The organism is Nocardia sp. NPDC052001, assembly GCF_040680615.1.
Lineage (GTDB): Bacteria > Actinomycetota > Actinomycetes > Mycobacteriales > Mycobacteriaceae > Nocardia.
In genome coordinates this window covers 69,586-84,271 of sequence record NZ_JBFAXC010000006.1, presented here as the reverse complement: position 1 = coordinate 84,271, position 14,686 = coordinate 69,586, and the positions used below count along the sequence as shown (strand labels likewise).

Here is a 14,686-nt window from a genome sequence, read left to right as displayed (position 1 = left end):
CGGGGGTGTTCGCTTTGTCAGCCGAGTTGGGCGGTGGTGGCCGAGCGGCGCAGCTTGCCGGAGGAGGTCTTCGGAAGCGCGCCCGGGCCGAGGATGGTGACGCTGCGCGGGCGCACGCCCACCTCGGAGAAGACCGCGTGCACGATATCGTGTTCGATGCGCTTGACCTCGCCGGGATTCTGAAAGTCGTTGCTCTCCACCACGACCGCGAAACTCTCGCGCTTCTGGCCCGCGTCCAGGCGTACCGCCACCGCATTGCCGGGGCGAACTCCCTTGATGCGCAAGGCCGCTCGTTCGATATCGGTGGGGAAGATATTGCGCCCGCCCATGATGATGACGTCCTTGATGCGGCCGCACACCACGACCAGGCCGTTCTCGGTGATGTAGCCGATATCGCCGGTGTCCAGCCAGCCGTCGGCGTCCTGTGCGGGGCGGAAGCCCTCGGTGGTGACGTAGCCGGAAGTGACGGCGGGCCCGCGCAATTCGATCACGCCGACGCTGCGCGTCGGCAGCGGCTGCCGGTCGGCGTCGACGACCCGGCCCTCCAGGTTGTCGACCAGATAGCCGAGTGTGGGCAGGCGGCGCACCGCGCCGTGGTGGTGTTCGGGATCGCGCACCGGCACCGCCTTGCCGATCGCCTCCAGCAGATCGGCGTCGACGACGTCGAGCACCTGTCCGAGGCCGGGATCCGGAATCGATACCGCGAGGGTGGTTTCGGCCATTCCGTAGACCGGGGTGAGCGCCATCGGGTTGAGCCCGAAGCGTTTTCCCGCTGCGGCGAGGGTGTCCATGGTGTCGGCGTCCACGGGTTCCGCGCCATTCCACATATATCGGACGCTGCTCAGATCGAACGCGCCGTCCTCGGCGTTGCGAAGTCTGCGTGCCAGCAGTGAATACGCGAAATTCGGTGCGGCGGTGACCGTTCCGCGATACTTCGAGATCAGTTCGGCCCACAGGATGGGCCGCACCAGGAAGTCCAGCGGCGTCACGCACACCACCTCCGCGCCGAACTGCATTGGCACGCTGAGGAATCCGACCATGCCCATATCGTGGAACAGCGGCAGCCAGCTGATCATCACATCGTCGTCGAGCTGGAATTTCACCCGATCGAACATGGCGTAGGCGTTCACGAAGAAGTTGCCGTGCGTGATCCGCACCGCCTTCGGCGAGCCGGTGGAGCCGGATGTCAACTGCTGTAAGGCGATATCGTTCTCACCCGTCGGCAGCGGATCGATCGGCTCGCCCGCGCGCATCTGGTCGATGGTCACCACCGTGATGCCGCGCTCGGCCAGCAGCGGAGCCGCGGCCTCGAACGGTGCGCCCAGAATCACCGCGCGGGCCTCGATCATGCCGAGCACGGTTTCGGTGTCCTGTGCCCACACCATCAGATCGGTGCGCGGAGTCGGCTGATGCAGCATGGTGATCGAGGCCCCGCGCATCCAAACCGCCTGGCAGGCTGGGGCGATATCGACGGGCATGCCCGCGAGCACGCCCACGGCGTCACCGTGCCCGATGCCCGCGGCGGCGAGCCCTCCGGCCATTTGTCTTGCGATGCGGTGGATCTCGCCCCACGACTGCCGCAGCGGAGCATCCGGTTCCCCGGTCACCAGTCCATGTGTGGAGGTGTCCGCGGTGGCATACATTTCCTCGGTGAAGCGGCTCACGATCGACTCCTCAAACGCTGGCCGGACTCACCTCAACTATCCCGCCGGAACCCCTGTCCTGTTAACAGTTTCGGAATAGTTGCCAGCGCGCACAAGCTTCGCAACAAGATCGACGACTCACTCCAATGCGGCGACCGCCGCCACGAACCGGTCGAGGTCCTCGAAACTCACGAAGGCGTGCGGGGAGGCGCGCACCACCGAATCGAGATCGCGGGCGGTCATATCGAGCAGGGTGGAGGAACGGTGGCTCACGGTCACCGTGATGCGCTCGGGAGCCAGCCGATCGCGCACCCGCACCGGTGCGAGCCCGTCGACGGTGAACGACACGATGCCCGCGTGCCGGACACCCTGATCGCGCACGGTCACGCGGGGGAGCTCGCGCAGGGCCGCGCGCAGGAGTTCCGCGCGTTCGGCGATGGCCGCGTAGATCTCGGCCGGGCCCTGGTCGAGCAGGTATCGGACCGCCGCGCCCAATCCCAGCCGGGCCGCGATATCGCACTCCCAGAATTCGAAGCGGCTCGCGTCGGCGGCGAGGGTGTACTTGTCCGGACCGGTCCATTCGGCGCTGTGCAGATCCAGCCGGGTGGGTTCCATGGTGGTGGCGAGTTCGGGGCGCACGTACAGGAACCCGGTCCCGCGCGGTCCGCGCAGCCATTTGCGCCCGGTCGCGGACAGCGCGTCCACATCGAGTTCGGCCACATCCAGGGGTAGCTGACCCGCCGATTGGCAGGCGTCCAGCAGCACCAGCGCACCGGCGCGGCGGGCGATGCGGGCGGCCTCGGCGACCGGATTCGCCAGGCCGCCATTGGTCGGAACATGAACCAGCGAAACCAGTTTCACCCGTTCGTCCACCATGGTTTCCAGCGCCGCGAGATCGATCTGCCCATTGCCGTCGCTCGGGATGGTCTGCACCACGGCCCCGCTCTGCCGCGCGCGTTGCAGGGCGGCGATGGCATTGCTGGCGTAGTCCGCGCCGGAGATGAGAATGCGGTCGCCGGGCCGCAGCGGGACCGAGTAGAAGAAATCGCTCCAGGATCGGCTGGCGCTGTCGCTGAGCGCGATGGCCGCGGCGGGGGCATTGATGAGCTGCCCGATCGCGGTCTTGACGCCGTGCAGATCGTCCAGGCGTTCGGTGGCGGCGCGATAGCCACCGATCTCCGCCTCGCGGCGCAGATGTGCGATCTGGGTGTCCACGACCACCTGCGGCGGCAGTGAGGAGCCCGCGCTGTCGAGAAAAATCTGGCCTTCGCAACCGGGTGTATCGGCGCGCAACCGGGCAATGTTCACCATGAATCGACCATATCGGTTGGTGTGTTCCTCATTTCGTAAGTTTTGTTGTCGGTGTTCATCGCTACTCTGGATTGATCGCCCGGTATGCCGGGCAGGGTTGGTTTGATCGAGTGGAGGTCGACATGGCTGTTTCTGCGTCCCTCTCCGATTTGCCGCGAGTTGCCGGGCATGCGGCGCAGGACGCCGACGTGCAGACGGGACGGGTTGCGCAGGCGCCCGGGAGCGCGTTCTCCACCCGTGCCGCAGCCGAGGCGTATGTCGGAAAGGTCTGTTTCAAGCAGGGGCCACCCGCGCTCATCGGCGCCGAATTGGAATGGCTCACCGCTCAGGGGGAGCCCTCGGCGTCGGCCCCGCGCCCGCGATTGACTGCGATCGCAGACGCACTGGGGCCCTATGCGCCGCAGTCCATTTCGCCAGAATCTCCGGCACATCCGCTGCCGGGAGGCAGCCGGGTCACCATCGAACCCGGTGGTCAGATCGAACTCTCCAGTGCCCCGTTCGGCACCGCCGCCGAACTGTGTGAGCGCCTGCGCACCGATACGGTCCGCCTACGAGAACTCCTCGCCTCCCATGGCATCCACACCTTCTCCGCCTCCGCCGATCCGGCTCGCGATCCGCAACGCCTGCTCCAGCTCCCGCGCTATCGCGCCATGGAGCGCACCTTCGCCGGTATCGGCCCCTTCGGCGCACTCATGATGTGCAATACCGCCGCCACCCAGGTGAGCGTCGACGCGGGTGCGGACCCCGCCGATATCACCGCCCGCGTGACGGCCCTCTACGCCATCGGCCCGGCCCTGCTGGCCGCCTTCGCCTGCTCCCCGACCCTGAGCGGAGCCCCGCCCGGCGACTGGGCCTCCCAGCGCATGCGCACCTGGCTCCGCCTCGACCACCTCCGCACCCGCCCACCCGTGCACCACTGGACCGATCCGGTGGCGGGCTACGCCCGCTGGGCCCTGGACGTCCCCCTGCTCTGTGTCCGACCGACGAGTGCGGCGGATACGGATTCCGGCGATACGGCCGCTCCGGATTGGTCCGCCCCGCCGGGGGCGACCTTCGCGGATTGGCTGTGCGGCGCTCTCGACGAGGAGATCGGCCGCCGCCCCGACCAGACCGACCTCGACTATCACCTGACCACCGTCTTCCCCCAGGTCCGCGCCTCCGGCCACCTCGAGGTCCGCTATCTGGACGCCCAACCCGGCGACACCTGGACCGTCCCGGTGCACGCCATCGACGCCCTGGTCTCCAGCCCAGCGGTGGTCGCGGAAGCCACCGCGCTCGCCCAGTCGACCGCCGATCTCTGGTCGGAGGCCGCGCGCTACGGCCTCGCCGACCTCGAAATCCGCGCCACGGCAGTGGCTCTCCTCGAATTGGCCACCGCGCACGCCGCGACATCCGCCGCCGCGGCGGAATTGGCCGCCGCCGCGGAGCGATGTCGCCTGGGACACGCGCCCACGGCGGATCCCACCGGAACCGGCGCATGACCGCGCCCTGTCACAGACCACACACCGGCACCGCGAATCGCGGTTCCGGCCGGATTGCTCGGCGGATCAGTTCGATTCGCGCGAGTAGTCCGGACTTGCGGTCTGCGCTGCGGGCGCTATCCATTCTCGAATCGAATTCGGAGTTTTGTCATGACTATTCAGCTGCCGGGGACTGATCGGGGCGAGACGGAGCGGCTGCGGGAGCGGATCGCGCAGGTGCTGGAGCGGGCTCGGGGGCGGACCGCCGGATTGACCGATTGCCTGGATGAGGCGGAGTTGGTGGCGCAGCATTCGCGGATCATGAGTCCGCTGGTGTGGGATCTGGCGCATATCGGCAATCAGGAAGAACTGTGGCTGGTTCGGGATGTCGGCGGGCGGGAAGCCGTGCGGTCCGATATCGACGAGCTGTACGACGCGTTCAAGCACGCTCGGGCGAATCGGCCGTCGCTGCCGCTGCTGAATCCGGGACAGGCCCGCGAATATGTCGGGCAGGTGCGCGGCAAGGTGTGGGATGTGCTGGAGCGCAACCCATTACGCGGGGAAGCGCTGGTCGACAACGGCTTCGCGTTCGGAATGATCGCCCAGCACGAGCAGCAGCATGACGAGACCATGCTCGCGACACATCAACTGCGGCAGGGCGAAGCGGTGCTGAGCGCACCTGCCGCGCCGACCGTGGCGACACCGCCGCGCGGTGAAGTCGTCATTGCCGCGGGCGAATTCACCATGGGCACCGATACCGATCCGTGGGCGCTGGACAATGAACGGCCCGCACATCCCGTGCACGTGCCGGGCTTCGCCATCGATATCGCGCCGATCACCAATGAGCAGTACCTGGAATTCATGGCCGACGGCGGCTACGACCGCCCGGAACTGTGGTCCGAGGCCGGTTGGGCGCATCGCGTCGAGGCCGGGCTGGTGTCACCCCAGTTCTGGGAGCGGGACGGCGGCGGCCGTTGGTGGCGCAGGGTTTTCGGCGTCATGCAGTCGCTGCGCCCGCATCAGCCGGTGCTGCACGTCTGCTATTTCGAGGCCGAGGCATACGCCGCTTGGGCGGGCAAGCGCCTTCCGACGGAAGCGGAATGGGAGAAGGCCGCGCGCTTCGATCCGGCCACCGGCCGCTCCCGCCGCTACCCGTGGGGCGATGCCGATCCCACCCCGGAGACCGCGAATCTCGGTCAGCGCCACCTGGAACCGGCGGACGCGGGCGCGTATCCCGCGGGCGTCTCCCCGCATGGCGTGCACCAGCTGATCGGTGACGTCTGGGAGTGGACCTCCTCCGGCTTCACCCCCTACCCGGGCTTCCGTCCCTTCCCCTACGCCGAGTACTCCGACGTCTTCTTCGGCGGCGACTACCGCGTGCTGCGCGGCGGTTCCTTCGGCGCGGACGAGGTGGCCGTGCGCGGCACCTTCCGCAACTGGGATCACCCCATTCGCCGCCAGATCTTCTCCGGCTTCCGCCTGGCCCGCGACCTCACCCCGGAGGACGCCTGATGTGCCGCCACCTCGCCTATCTCGGCCCACCGGCCGCGGTAGGCGAACTCCTCACCCGAGGCCCCAATTCACTGCGCACCCAATCCTGGGCACCCCGCGATATGCGCGGCGGCGGCACCATCAACGCCGACGGTTTCGGCGTCGCCTGGTGGACCCCCGCGCCCCCAACCCATTCCGAGGGCGTCATCTGGCACGGCGGCACCCGCCAGGACCTCGCGGCCCCGCCGCAGGCCGCGACGGGCGCGCCGACGGCGACCCGCTATCGCAATGCCGCGCCCATCTGGACCGATCCGGCGGTGGATGAGGTGCTGCCGCAATTGCGTTCACCGGCGGTGCTGGCCGCGGTCCGTTCGGCGACGGTGGGGCTGCCGGTGGAGCAGGCGGCGTGTGCCCCATTCACCCACGGCCGCTGGGCTTTCAGCCATAACGGGGCGATTCCGGACTGGCGGGCGGCGCTGACCGCCGTTGCCGCGCAATTCGATTCGCCCTCGCTGCTGGAGGCCGAGTCGCTCACGGATTCGGCGGTGCTGTGGGTGATCCTGCGCGGCTTGCTGGACGGCGGGCGACTGGGGCCGGAGGCGGCATTGCGGGCGGTGACCCAGGCCGTGCTGCAGCGGTCGCCGAACGCTCGGCTGAATCTGCTGCTGGGGGACGGTGATTCGGTGTGGGCGACGACGTGGCGGCACGCGCTGGCGGTGCTGCCGGGGGATGAGTTCACGGTGGTCGCCTCGGAGGCGTACGACGAGGATCCGCGCTGGCGTGCCATCGCGGATGGGCAGCTCGTGGTGGCGCGGCCGGGGTGGCTGTCGGTGGAAGACCTGAATATCGAGATCGGAAGGGCTGATTCATGAGTGCGGCTGCGCTGGACATCCATTTGACCGACGAGGATCTGACCGCCGCGCTGCGGTCGGACGTGCGCGCGGGGCTGACCGCCGACCCGAAGTGGTTGCCGCCCAAGTGGTTCTATGACGCGCGGGGCAGTGAGCTGTTCGAGCTGATCACCGAACTGCCGGAGTACTACCCGACCCGCACCGAGCGGGCCCTGCTGGAGCGCGTGGTAGGCGAGATCGCGAAGCTGGCGCAGGCCGAGGTGCTGGTGGAGCTGGGTGCGGGATCGGCGGCCAAGACCCGGCTGCTGCTGGAGGCGCTCACCGCCGAGGGCCCGCTGAAAACATATGTGCCGCAGGACGTATCGGTGTCCGCGCTGAGCGCCGCCGCCGATCAGGTGTCGGCGGAGTTCCCCGGACTGAGCGTGCACGGCGTGGTCAGCGATTTCACCGCCACGCTGGACAATCTGCCGCGCGGCGGCCGCCGCATGATCGCCTTCCTGGGCGGCACCATCGGTAATCTGGTGCCGAGCGAGCGCGCGGCCTTCCTCGCGGGCGTGCACGATGTACTGGAGCCCGGTGAGCAACTGCTGCTCGGCGCGGGTCTGGTCATCGATCCGGCGATCCTGGTGCCCGCCTACGATGACGCGGCCGGTGTGACCGCCGAATTCAATCGCAATGTGCTGCATGTGCTCAACGGCCGCCTGCACGCGAACTTCGATCCGGATCACTTCGCGCACGTCGCGCTGTGGGACGCCGATAACGAGTGGATCGAAATGCTTTTGGAGGCAACCGAAGCCGCCATCGTCCGAATCGAAGATCTGGACCTGACGGTCGAATTCGCCAAGGGCGAGCAGCTCCGCACCGAGATCTCGGCCAAATTCCGCCGCGAGGGCCTCGAAAGTGAGCTGGCCGCAGCCGGTTTCGCCACCGAGCGCATCTGGACCGATCCGGATGACCGCTTCGCCCTGGTGCTCGCCGAACGGCGCTAGCTCCCGGACCGCGAGATGAGGGAGGCGGCGAGGGTTCGGGCCTCGCCGCCATCCACTGTCAACCGGTTACGGCCGCGAGCCATTCCATCGCGGGCCGCATGGTTTCCCACGACTTGCGGACCTCCTTGGCCGCGCGCGGCGTATCGAGCCAGGCGGGCGCGCCGAAATCCTTGCTGATGACCAGCGATTTATGCCGCAGCAACTCGATCCGCGGATGGTCGGCCGCGTACCCCTTGGGCTTGGTGCGGAGTTTGTCGCCGCCGATCGTGTACCCCGCCTTGGTCAATGCGGCGAGCAGGTGCTCCAGCTCGGCTCCGCGCACCTCGTTGTCGATGGTGCTGCGCAGCTGTGCGAGCTGACTCGGGGACGGCGCGTACACCCCGGCGGCGACGAACAGCCCGGCCGCGCCGATCTGCACGTACCACCCGCCACCGGAGGTGGCGTGCACCGTCGCGCCCTGATGATCCTTGTACGGCGACTTGTCCTTGGAGAATCGAACGTCCCGGTACGGCCGGAAGAATTTGGCCGTGCCGAAATCCGGTTCCAGCTCGGCGAGCAAGGCCTGCATGGGATCCCGCACCGCGGTCTCCCACACCTTCTTGTTCGCCGTCCAGAACGCTTTGGAATTGTCGGCCTCGAGATCCTCGTAGAAGTCGAGGCCGGTGAGCGGAAATCCGGTGAACGCGGTCATATGTCAGCGGGTCAGACTCGAACCGTAGATGGCGATTCCGATGATCACGCCGAGCACCAGGGTCACACCGGACGCGACGGCCGCCCACTTGCCCAGCGGTTCACCCTTGTTATTGCCGATGACGCCGAGCACGATGCCCGCGATGCCGAAGACCGGCGGGCAGAACAGCAAAGCGATTCCGGCGCAGATGAATCCGATGATGGAGAAGATCTGCGTCCCGCCCGGCTGCGGCACACCGTAGGGCTGCGCGCCGTAGGGCTGCTGCGGGAACGGCTGATACCCGGGCTGTCCCGGCTGCCCGTACGGCTGCTGTCCGTACGACTGCTGCGGATACGACGGATACCCGCCCTGCGGCGCGCCCTGGGGCTGGCCGCCCATCGGCGGATAGTTGTACACCCCGCCCGCCGGATATCCACCGGGCTGCTGCCCGGCCGCGCCGGGGTTGTACTGCGTGGTCTGCTGGTCCTGCCACTGTCCGGGCTGCGGGTACCCCGGCTGCGATGATGCGGCGGGATCGCTCTGCCACTGTCCGGCTGCGGGCTGTCCGGAAGCCGGTTCCCCCCACTGTCCCGCCGTGCCCGCGTCCTGCGGCTGACCCGCGGCCGGGGTCTGCGGTGCGTTCGCGTCGGAGTCCTTCTTGAACATGTCGCCCGGGTTGGACTGGGGTTCGTTCGGCGGCGTGCTCATCTCGCACCCTCCTCGCTGGTGGTGTGAATGCTTTCCATGGGTATCACGCTGCGGAGCTGTTCGTTAATCGTCCGGTTCGTCGACGATTTCCATGGCGGCGAGTTCGGCGGGCCGATCGTCCTCGGACTTGTTCTCATCGCGCTGACGGCGGCGAGTCCACTCCTGATCGAGTTCGGCCTCGATACCGAGTCGGCCGTTGTCATCGTTCTCGCGGTTGCGGATGACGAGCTCGTCCGGTGGGTCGGCGATATAGCGCTCGTACTCGCGCACCTCGTCGGCCTGATCGTCATCGCCCATGTCGTAGTCCAGGTCTTCGACGTCCTCTTTGTCGAGTACCTCGTCGATGAGCTGATCCTCGTCGTCATTGCGCCGGTCGTCCATACGGAACCACACCTTTCCGCGCGTCAGCGCACCTCGAGCAACCGCGTGAATATCGGTCCAACGCTACCGCCGGGAGCGGGAGGGGTCACCTATGAAACCCCGTAAATGCCGAACGCGCCCCTTCCCGATGGGAGGGGGCGCGTCGCGGAAGAACTATCGGTCTACGCGTTGCCGTTGAAAAGTCCTGTTACGGAGCCGTTTTCGAAGACCTCGCGGATGGTCTGCGCCAGCAGCGGTGCGATGGAGAGCACAGTCAGCGTGGGGAACTTCTTGTCCTCGTCGATGGGCAGCGTATTGGTGACCACGACCTCCTTGGCCCCGCAGTTCGCCAGGCGTTCGGCGGCCGGATGGCTCAGGATGCCGTGCGTGGCGGCGATGACGACATCGCCCGCGCCCGCCTCCTTGAGCACCTTGACCGCGCCGGCGATGGTGCCACCGGTGTCGATCATGTCGTCGATCAGGATGCAGGTGCGGCCCTCGACCTCACCGACCACGCGGTTGGCCACAACCTGATTGGCCACCAGCGGATCACGGGTCTTGTGGATGAACGCCAGCGGCGCGTCGGACAGCGAGTTGGCCCACTTCTCGGCGACCTTCACGCGGCCCGCGTCCGGGGAGACCACGGCGATATTGTCGAGCGCGTAGTTGTTCCGAATGTGCTCGGCCAGCTGCACCTGCGCGTGCATGTGATCGACCGGGCCGTCGAAGAAGCCCTGGATCTGATCGGTGTGCAGGTCGACGGTGATGATGCGATCCACGCCCGCGGTCTTGAGCAGATCCGCGATGAGGCGAGCCGAGATGGGCTCGCGACCGCGGTGCTTCTTGTCCTGACGGGCGTACGGGTAGAACGGCAGCACCGAGGTGATGCGCTTGGCCGAACCGCGCTTGAGCGCGTCGATCATGATCAGGTGCTCCATGACCCACTGGTTCAGCGGGGCCGGGAAGCTCTGCAGTACGAACGCGTCGGAGCCGCGCACCGATTCCTCGAACCGGACGAAGGTCTCGCCGTTCGCGAAGTCACGCGCGGTCTGCGGCGTGACATGGACGTTGAGTTCCTTGGCCACTGCCTCGGCGAGCTCTGGATGAGCGCGTCCCGAGAACAGCATCAGGTTCTTGTGGTTTTCGGTAGAGAACGCGGTCACGGACGTTCGCCATCCTTTTGCTCGTCGGATATATCGTTGGCCGCGATGGCCAGTTCGGCCGCCTTGGCGGCCTCGGTGCCGGGGCGATTGCGCTGCACCCAACCCTCGATATTGCGTTGCGCTCCACCCGACACCGCCAGTGCGCCCGGAGGAACACTTCTGCGCAGTACAGTACCTGCTGCCGAATACGCGCCGTCACCCACGGTGATGGGTGCGACGAACATCGTGTCACTCCCCGTCCGCACATGTGACCCAACCACGGTGTGGTGTTTGCGAACCCCGTCGTAGTTGACGAAGACGCTGGAAGCGCCGATGTTGCTGTGCTCGCCGATGGTGGCGTCGCCGACATAGGTCAGATGCGGCACCTTGGAATGCGCGCCGATGGTGGCGTTCTTGGTTTCGACGAAGGCGCCGAGTTTGCCCTCTTCGCCGATCGAACTGCCGGGTCGCAGATAGGTGAACGGGCCGACGGTCGCGCCCGGCCCGATGGTGGCCTTCTCGCCGTGTGCGCGTACCACTTTCGCGCCGTTGCCGACCTGGACGTCGGTGAGCGTGGAGTCCGGTCCGATCTCGGCGTCCTCCCCGATCACGGTGTCGCCCAGCAGTTGTACGCCCGGGCGGATGACCGCGTCCCGCCCGATGGTCACGCTGCCGTCGATCCAGGTGGTGGCCGGATCGATGATGGTGACCCCGGCGCGCATATGCCGTTCCACGATGTACCGGTTCAGGGTGCGCGCGGCATCGGCCAGCTGCACCCGGTCATTGACCCCGGTTACCTTGGCGGAGTCCAGAAGTCGCGCACCGTGCACCGGATGTCCGGCCTCGCGAGCGAGTTTCAGCACATCGGTGAGGTACAGCTCGTAGCGCGCGTTGGCGGTGTCGATCCGGGTGATCATCACCCGCAGTACGGCGGCGTCGAAAACGTATACGCCGGAATTGACCTCGCCGATGGCGGCCTGCGCCGGGGTGGCGTCGGCGTGTTCGACGATCTCCAGCAGTCGCCCGTCCGCATCGCGGACGATGCGGCCGTAGCCGTTCGGATCATCGGGTGCGAAGGTCAGCACCGTGACCGCCGAACCCTCGGTGTAACTGCGATGCTCGTCGAGCAGCGCGTGCAGGGTGTGCCCGTCCAGCAGTGGCACATCCGCGTAGGTCACCAGCACGTCACCGGTGAAATCGTCGGGCAGTGCGGTGAGTGCGCACTGCACGGCGTGTCCGGTGCCGCGCTGTTCTTCCTGTACCGCCAGGATGATCTGGCGGCCGAGCTCCGCCCCCACTTTGCCCACCGCGTCGCCGACCTGTTCGCGGTCATGGCCGATCACGGTGATGAGGTACGTCGGGTCGATCTCGTTCGCCGCATGCAGCGCGTGCGCGAGCATGCTGCGGCCGGCCATCGGGTGCAACACCTTGGGGGTCTTGGACCGCATTCGGGTTCCGGCTCCGGCGGCGAGAACGACGACGGCGGTCTGCTGTGGCATGGATCTCCCTCGGCTGCGCGTCATCGTGCTGAGTTCTTTGGTGCGCTGGGCCACAGTTGTGCTGCGTCAGCGATGTGCGGGGCCAACCATAGTGACCCCGTTCGCGAGCTCCGCCGCCAGGACTCGAACCTGAACTAACTGAACCAAAATCAGTGGTGCTGCCATTACACTACGGCGGATTGCATCCCGGCGGACCGTTCGGTTCGCCGACTCTGCTTGCTATGGCATGCGCGTGTAGATACTCGCACATGGATCCGTCTCCCCGAAACTTTTAACGATCACCGGTGGTCAGAGTTTCGCGCCGCGGTTGTGAGGGTGTTCCAGCCGACAGGTCTCGGTGGGGCGCTCTGAGACAGTTCGCTCGGTGTCTGAGAGAGTTGTAGGACGTTCGTACGGCATACAGGGAGGCGGGGCGATGACTACGGGTGATGGCAGCCGGGTGTCGCGTCCGCGTATGACGGGAACCCAACGGCGACAGCAACTCATCGAGATCGGGCGGACCCTGTTCGCCGAGCGCGGCTACGACGCCACCTCGGTGGAGGAGATCGCGCAGCGCGCGCAAGTCTCGAAACCCGTGGTGTACGAACACTTCGGCGGCAAGGAGGGTTTGTATGCCGTCGTGGTGGATCGGGAGATGTCCGCGCTGCTGGAGATGATCACCGCATCGCTGTCGCAGAACCGGTCGCGGGTACGGCTGGAACAGGTGGCGCTGGCGTTGCTCACCTATATGGAGGAACGGACCGATGGGTTTCGCATCCTCATGCGTGATCAACCGGCGTCGGCGGCCGAGGGCACCTACTCCAGTCTGCTGAACGAAGCGGTGAATCAGGTGGCGCACATACTCGCCGGGGATTTCGAACGCCGCGGCTTCGATACGAGTTTGGCGACGCTGTACGCACAAGCGCTGGTGGGCATGGTCGCGACGGCGGCGACCTGGTGGCTGGACGAGCGGTCACCGTCCAAGGAAGTGGTTGCGGCGCATCTGGTGAATCTGTGCTGGAACGGTCTCACCCATCTCGAGGCCGAGCCCAAGCTGGCGTCGGAATGGCCCAGCGGCAAAGGCGTACGAGACCTATAGGTCTGAAAATGGTGTGGCACAGCGGCGGAACTGGACAGTTAACCAGCGAATTGCGAAGGAGGACGGGTCGAATGCTCGAATCGACTGGCATACGGCAGCCGGGTGGTACGGTTCACCCATCCTTCGAGTGCTGTTCGAACTGTGATGTCGGTCAACTTCAGGATGTCGGTCTACTTCAGGATGGCTGGTTTGATGACAGGCGGATCTGATGGCTAGGCAAGCGCGTGCGGAGATCACTCGCGATTCCGTGCTCGCGGGCGCGGCCGATGTCTTTCTGCGACTGGGTTACGCGAACGCGTCCCTGTCCGAGATCATCGCACAATCGAATGTGACCAAGGGCGCCTTGTACTTTCACTTCGGCTCCAAGGAGGAGCTGGCGCGCGCCGTGGTCGATCAGGGCAATGAGCGACTGATCAGCGCCTGTCAGGGCTTCTTCGATCCGCGCGTGCCCGCGCTGGAGGCGTGCATCGGAATCACCTACGTGGTGGCCGATCTGACCATGAACGATCCGATGGTCGGCGCGATGCTCAAGCTGACCCACCAGATCGGCGACTACCGCGGCGCGACGGGCGAGAACATCGCCAAGACCTGGGGTGAGACGCACCGGCTGCTCGCCGAACGCGCTATCGCACAGGGTGATCTGGAGCCCGACCTGGATCCGGAGACCATCGGCCTGCTGCTGCAGGAGGTGACGACCGGCGTGCACATGGTCGCGGTCAGCACCGAGACCATCGATCAGATGGCGACCCGCATGGAACGGGCCTGGTACTTCCTGCTCCCGTCCATCGTTCCGGACGAAAAGGTCGCGTACTTCAGGGAATTCGCGGCCCGCCGCCTCCGCCGCTACGTGCAGTAACCGCCTCCCCGGGACTTTGGCGCACGGCTTGGGAGCCGTGGACCATTGGGGACGCGTGGTGCGGGTGGGTGCCGTTGGCCATTTCGGGGGTACCCCGGGAGTTACCCCGATCCTTGCGAGATCAGTTGTCGCGTTGGGAAGTTGGCGTGATTACCGGGGCATGTCCGGGTTCTCGCGTTTCAATCTGCGCCAGCCGCCCGCTCGGTTGTTGGCGATGATCTGTTTGAACATGGTGAGAAGGGCTGGGGCGTTGAGGGTTTCGCCCTCGTGTACGGCGATCATGCGCGCGGTCTTGTTGTCGTGGCCGCCGGTGATGATGCCGTGCGGGTCGGGCACGATGCCGCCGTCGTAGAGGAAGATGTCCACGGCCTTCTTGGTGCCGAGCAGGGCGCAGATATTGCCGTCGAGGACGAAGTACGGCTGCACCGTCCGCTTGATCGTCTCCTGGACCGCGGGGTCCGCCGCGTGCACGATGTCACGCACCTGCCGGCAGATCTTTTGCTGCCATTCGGGTAGTCCGTCGATATAGGCATCCACCCGTGGATCGACCACATAGGACATATAGACATCAAAGCACGAATCGCCCCGCACCCTTCCGGGATCGCACGCAGGCCAGTGAGGCGGAGCC

The 14,686-nt window shown here is 66.6% G+C and carries 14 protein-coding genes and 1 tRNA gene; 6 read left to right on the top strand and 9 right to left on the bottom strand.

Annotation, left to right across the window (positions count from 1 at the left end; translation table 11 throughout):
- Positions 1 to 17 precede the first annotated feature (17 nt).
- Positions 18 to 1,664 (bottom strand): fatty acyl-AMP ligase, encoded by a 1,647-nt coding sequence (locus AB0L82_RS26970; RefSeq protein WP_364642030.1) that lies wholly within the window; start codon positions 1,662 to 1,664, stop codon positions 18 to 20.
- Between the two features lie 117 nt (positions 1,665 to 1,781).
- Complete coding sequence (locus tag AB0L82_RS26965) at positions 1,782 to 2,954, bottom strand: aminotransferase class V-fold PLP-dependent enzyme (protein WP_364642028.1); 1,173 nt, start codon at positions 2,952 to 2,954, stop codon at positions 1,782 to 1,784.
- A 122-nt stretch (positions 2,955 to 3,076) separates the two neighbouring features.
- On the opposite strand from AB0L82_RS26965, the gene egtA reads away from it, so the two are divergent.
- From egtA to egtD, 4 genes are all read left to right on the top strand, one after another.
- Positions 3,077 to 4,435 carry an ergothioneine biosynthesis glutamate--cysteine ligase EgtA gene (egtA, locus tag AB0L82_RS26960; protein WP_364642025.1) on the top strand — a complete coding sequence of 453 codons (1,359 nt, stop codon included), beginning with the start codon at positions 3,077 to 3,079 and terminating at the stop codon, positions 4,433 to 4,435.
- A gap of 150 nt (positions 4,436 to 4,585) precedes the next feature.
- Complete coding sequence (gene egtB, locus AB0L82_RS26955; protein ID WP_364642022.1) at positions 4,586 to 5,926, top strand: ergothioneine biosynthesis protein EgtB; 1,341 nt, start codon at positions 4,586 to 4,588, stop codon at positions 5,924 to 5,926.
- On the top strand, positions 5,926 to 6,777 hold the full coding sequence (locus AB0L82_RS26950) for an ergothioneine biosynthesis protein EgtC (RefSeq protein ID WP_364642019.1): 852 nt from the start codon (positions 5,926 to 5,928) through the stop codon (positions 6,775 to 6,777). The genes egtB and AB0L82_RS26950 overlap by 1 nt, the downstream gene beginning before the upstream one ends.
- Positions 6,774 to 7,745, top strand: a complete 972-nt coding sequence (gene egtD, locus AB0L82_RS26945) for an L-histidine N(alpha)-methyltransferase (RefSeq protein ID WP_364642016.1) — start codon at positions 6,774 to 6,776, stop codon at positions 7,743 to 7,745. Before AB0L82_RS26950 ends, egtD begins: the two co-directional genes overlap by 4 nt.
- Before the next feature lie 58 nt (positions 7,746 to 7,803).
- Here egtD and AB0L82_RS26940 read toward each other — a convergent pair whose 3' ends face one another.
- The 6 genes from AB0L82_RS26940 to AB0L82_RS26915 form a co-directional block, all read right to left on the bottom strand.
- Positions 7,804 to 8,436, bottom strand: a complete 633-nt coding sequence (locus AB0L82_RS26940; protein WP_364642013.1) for a DUF2461 domain-containing protein — start codon at positions 8,434 to 8,436, stop codon at positions 7,804 to 7,806.
- Between the two features lie 3 nt (positions 8,437 to 8,439).
- A complete protein-coding gene (locus tag AB0L82_RS26935; protein WP_364642010.1) occupies positions 8,440 to 9,123 on the bottom strand; it encodes a hypothetical protein in 684 nt (227 codons plus the stop codon).
- Positions 9,124 to 9,186: 63 nt separating this feature from the next.
- Positions 9,187 to 9,504 carry a hypothetical protein gene (locus tag AB0L82_RS26930; protein ID WP_364642007.1) on the bottom strand — a complete coding sequence of 106 codons (318 nt, stop codon included), beginning with the start codon at positions 9,502 to 9,504 and terminating at the stop codon, positions 9,187 to 9,189.
- A gap of 161 nt (positions 9,505 to 9,665) precedes the next feature.
- Positions 9,666 to 10,646, bottom strand: a complete 981-nt coding sequence (locus tag AB0L82_RS26925; RefSeq protein ID WP_067570015.1) for a ribose-phosphate diphosphokinase — start codon at positions 10,644 to 10,646, stop codon at positions 9,666 to 9,668.
- Positions 10,643 to 12,124, bottom strand: a complete 1,482-nt coding sequence (glmU, locus tag AB0L82_RS26920) for a bifunctional UDP-N-acetylglucosamine diphosphorylase/glucosamine-1-phosphate N-acetyltransferase GlmU (RefSeq protein ID WP_364642004.1) — start codon at positions 12,122 to 12,124, stop codon at positions 10,643 to 10,645. Before glmU ends, AB0L82_RS26925 begins: the two co-directional genes overlap by 4 nt.
- 108 nt (positions 12,125 to 12,232) lie before the next feature.
- Positions 12,233 to 12,303: transfer RNA gene (locus tag AB0L82_RS26915), tRNA-Gln, on the bottom strand.
- 275 nt (positions 12,304 to 12,578) lie between these two features.
- On the opposite strand from AB0L82_RS26915, the gene AB0L82_RS26910 reads away from it, so the two are divergent.
- Together AB0L82_RS26910 and AB0L82_RS26905 are read left to right on the top strand one after the other, a co-directional pair.
- Positions 12,579 to 13,202, top strand: a complete 624-nt coding sequence (locus tag AB0L82_RS26910) for a TetR/AcrR family transcriptional regulator (RefSeq protein ID WP_153803761.1) — start codon at positions 12,579 to 12,581, stop codon at positions 13,200 to 13,202.
- A 208-nt stretch (positions 13,203 to 13,410) separates the two neighbouring features.
- The gene (locus AB0L82_RS26905) at positions 13,411 to 14,058 is read left to right on the top strand and encodes a TetR/AcrR family transcriptional regulator (RefSeq protein WP_330184966.1); all 648 of its coding nucleotides are present in this window, start codon (positions 13,411 to 13,413) and stop codon (positions 14,056 to 14,058) included.
- A 150-nt stretch (positions 14,059 to 14,208) separates the two neighbouring features.
- On the opposite strand, the gene AB0L82_RS26900 is transcribed toward AB0L82_RS26905, so the two are convergent.
- Complete coding sequence (locus AB0L82_RS26900; protein WP_364642001.1) at positions 14,209 to 14,619, bottom strand: DUF1801 domain-containing protein; 411 nt, start codon at positions 14,617 to 14,619, stop codon at positions 14,209 to 14,211.
- Between the last annotated feature and the right edge of the window lie 67 nt (positions 14,620 to 14,686).

What these genes read in the sequence shown, in the direction of transcription:
- AB0L82_RS26905 (WP_330184966.1), top strand. Translation starts at nt 13,411, where the DNA reads ATGGCTAGGCAAGCGCGTGCGGAGATCACTCGCGATTCCGTGCTCGCG.
- AB0L82_RS26965 (WP_364642028.1), bottom strand. Translation starts at nt 2,954, where the DNA reads ATGGTGAACATTGCCCGGTTGCGCGCCGATACACCCGGTTGCGAAGGC.
- AB0L82_RS26940 (WP_364642013.1), bottom strand. Translation starts at nt 8,436, where the DNA reads ATGACCGCGTTCACCGGATTTCCGCTCACCGGCCTCGACTTCTACGAG.
- AB0L82_RS26930 (WP_364642007.1), bottom strand. Translation starts at nt 9,504, where the DNA reads ATGGACGACCGGCGCAATGACGACGAGGATCAGCTCATCGACGAGGTA.
- AB0L82_RS26935 (WP_364642010.1), bottom strand. Translation starts at nt 9,123, where the DNA reads ATGAGCACGCCGCCGAACGAACCCCAGTCCAACCCGGGCGACATGTTC.
- AB0L82_RS26900 (WP_364642001.1), bottom strand. Translation starts at nt 14,619, where the DNA reads ATGTCCTATGTGGTCGATCCACGGGTGGATGCCTATATCGACGGACTA.
- AB0L82_RS26910 (WP_153803761.1), top strand. Translation starts at nt 12,579, where the DNA reads ATGACGGGAACCCAACGGCGACAGCAACTCATCGAGATCGGGCGGACC.
- egtB (WP_364642022.1), top strand. Translation starts at nt 4,586, where the DNA reads ATGACTATTCAGCTGCCGGGGACTGATCGGGGCGAGACGGAGCGGCTG.
- AB0L82_RS26950 (WP_364642019.1), top strand. Translation starts at nt 5,926, where the DNA reads ATGTGCCGCCACCTCGCCTATCTCGGCCCACCGGCCGCGGTAGGCGAA.
- glmU (WP_364642004.1), bottom strand. Translation starts at nt 12,124, where the DNA reads ATGCCACAGCAGACCGCCGTCGTCGTTCTCGCCGCCGGAGCCGGAACC.
- egtA (WP_364642025.1), top strand. Translation starts at nt 3,077, where the DNA reads ATGGCTGTTTCTGCGTCCCTCTCCGATTTGCCGCGAGTTGCCGGGCAT.
- egtD (WP_364642016.1), top strand. Translation starts at nt 6,774, where the DNA reads ATGAGTGCGGCTGCGCTGGACATCCATTTGACCGACGAGGATCTGACC.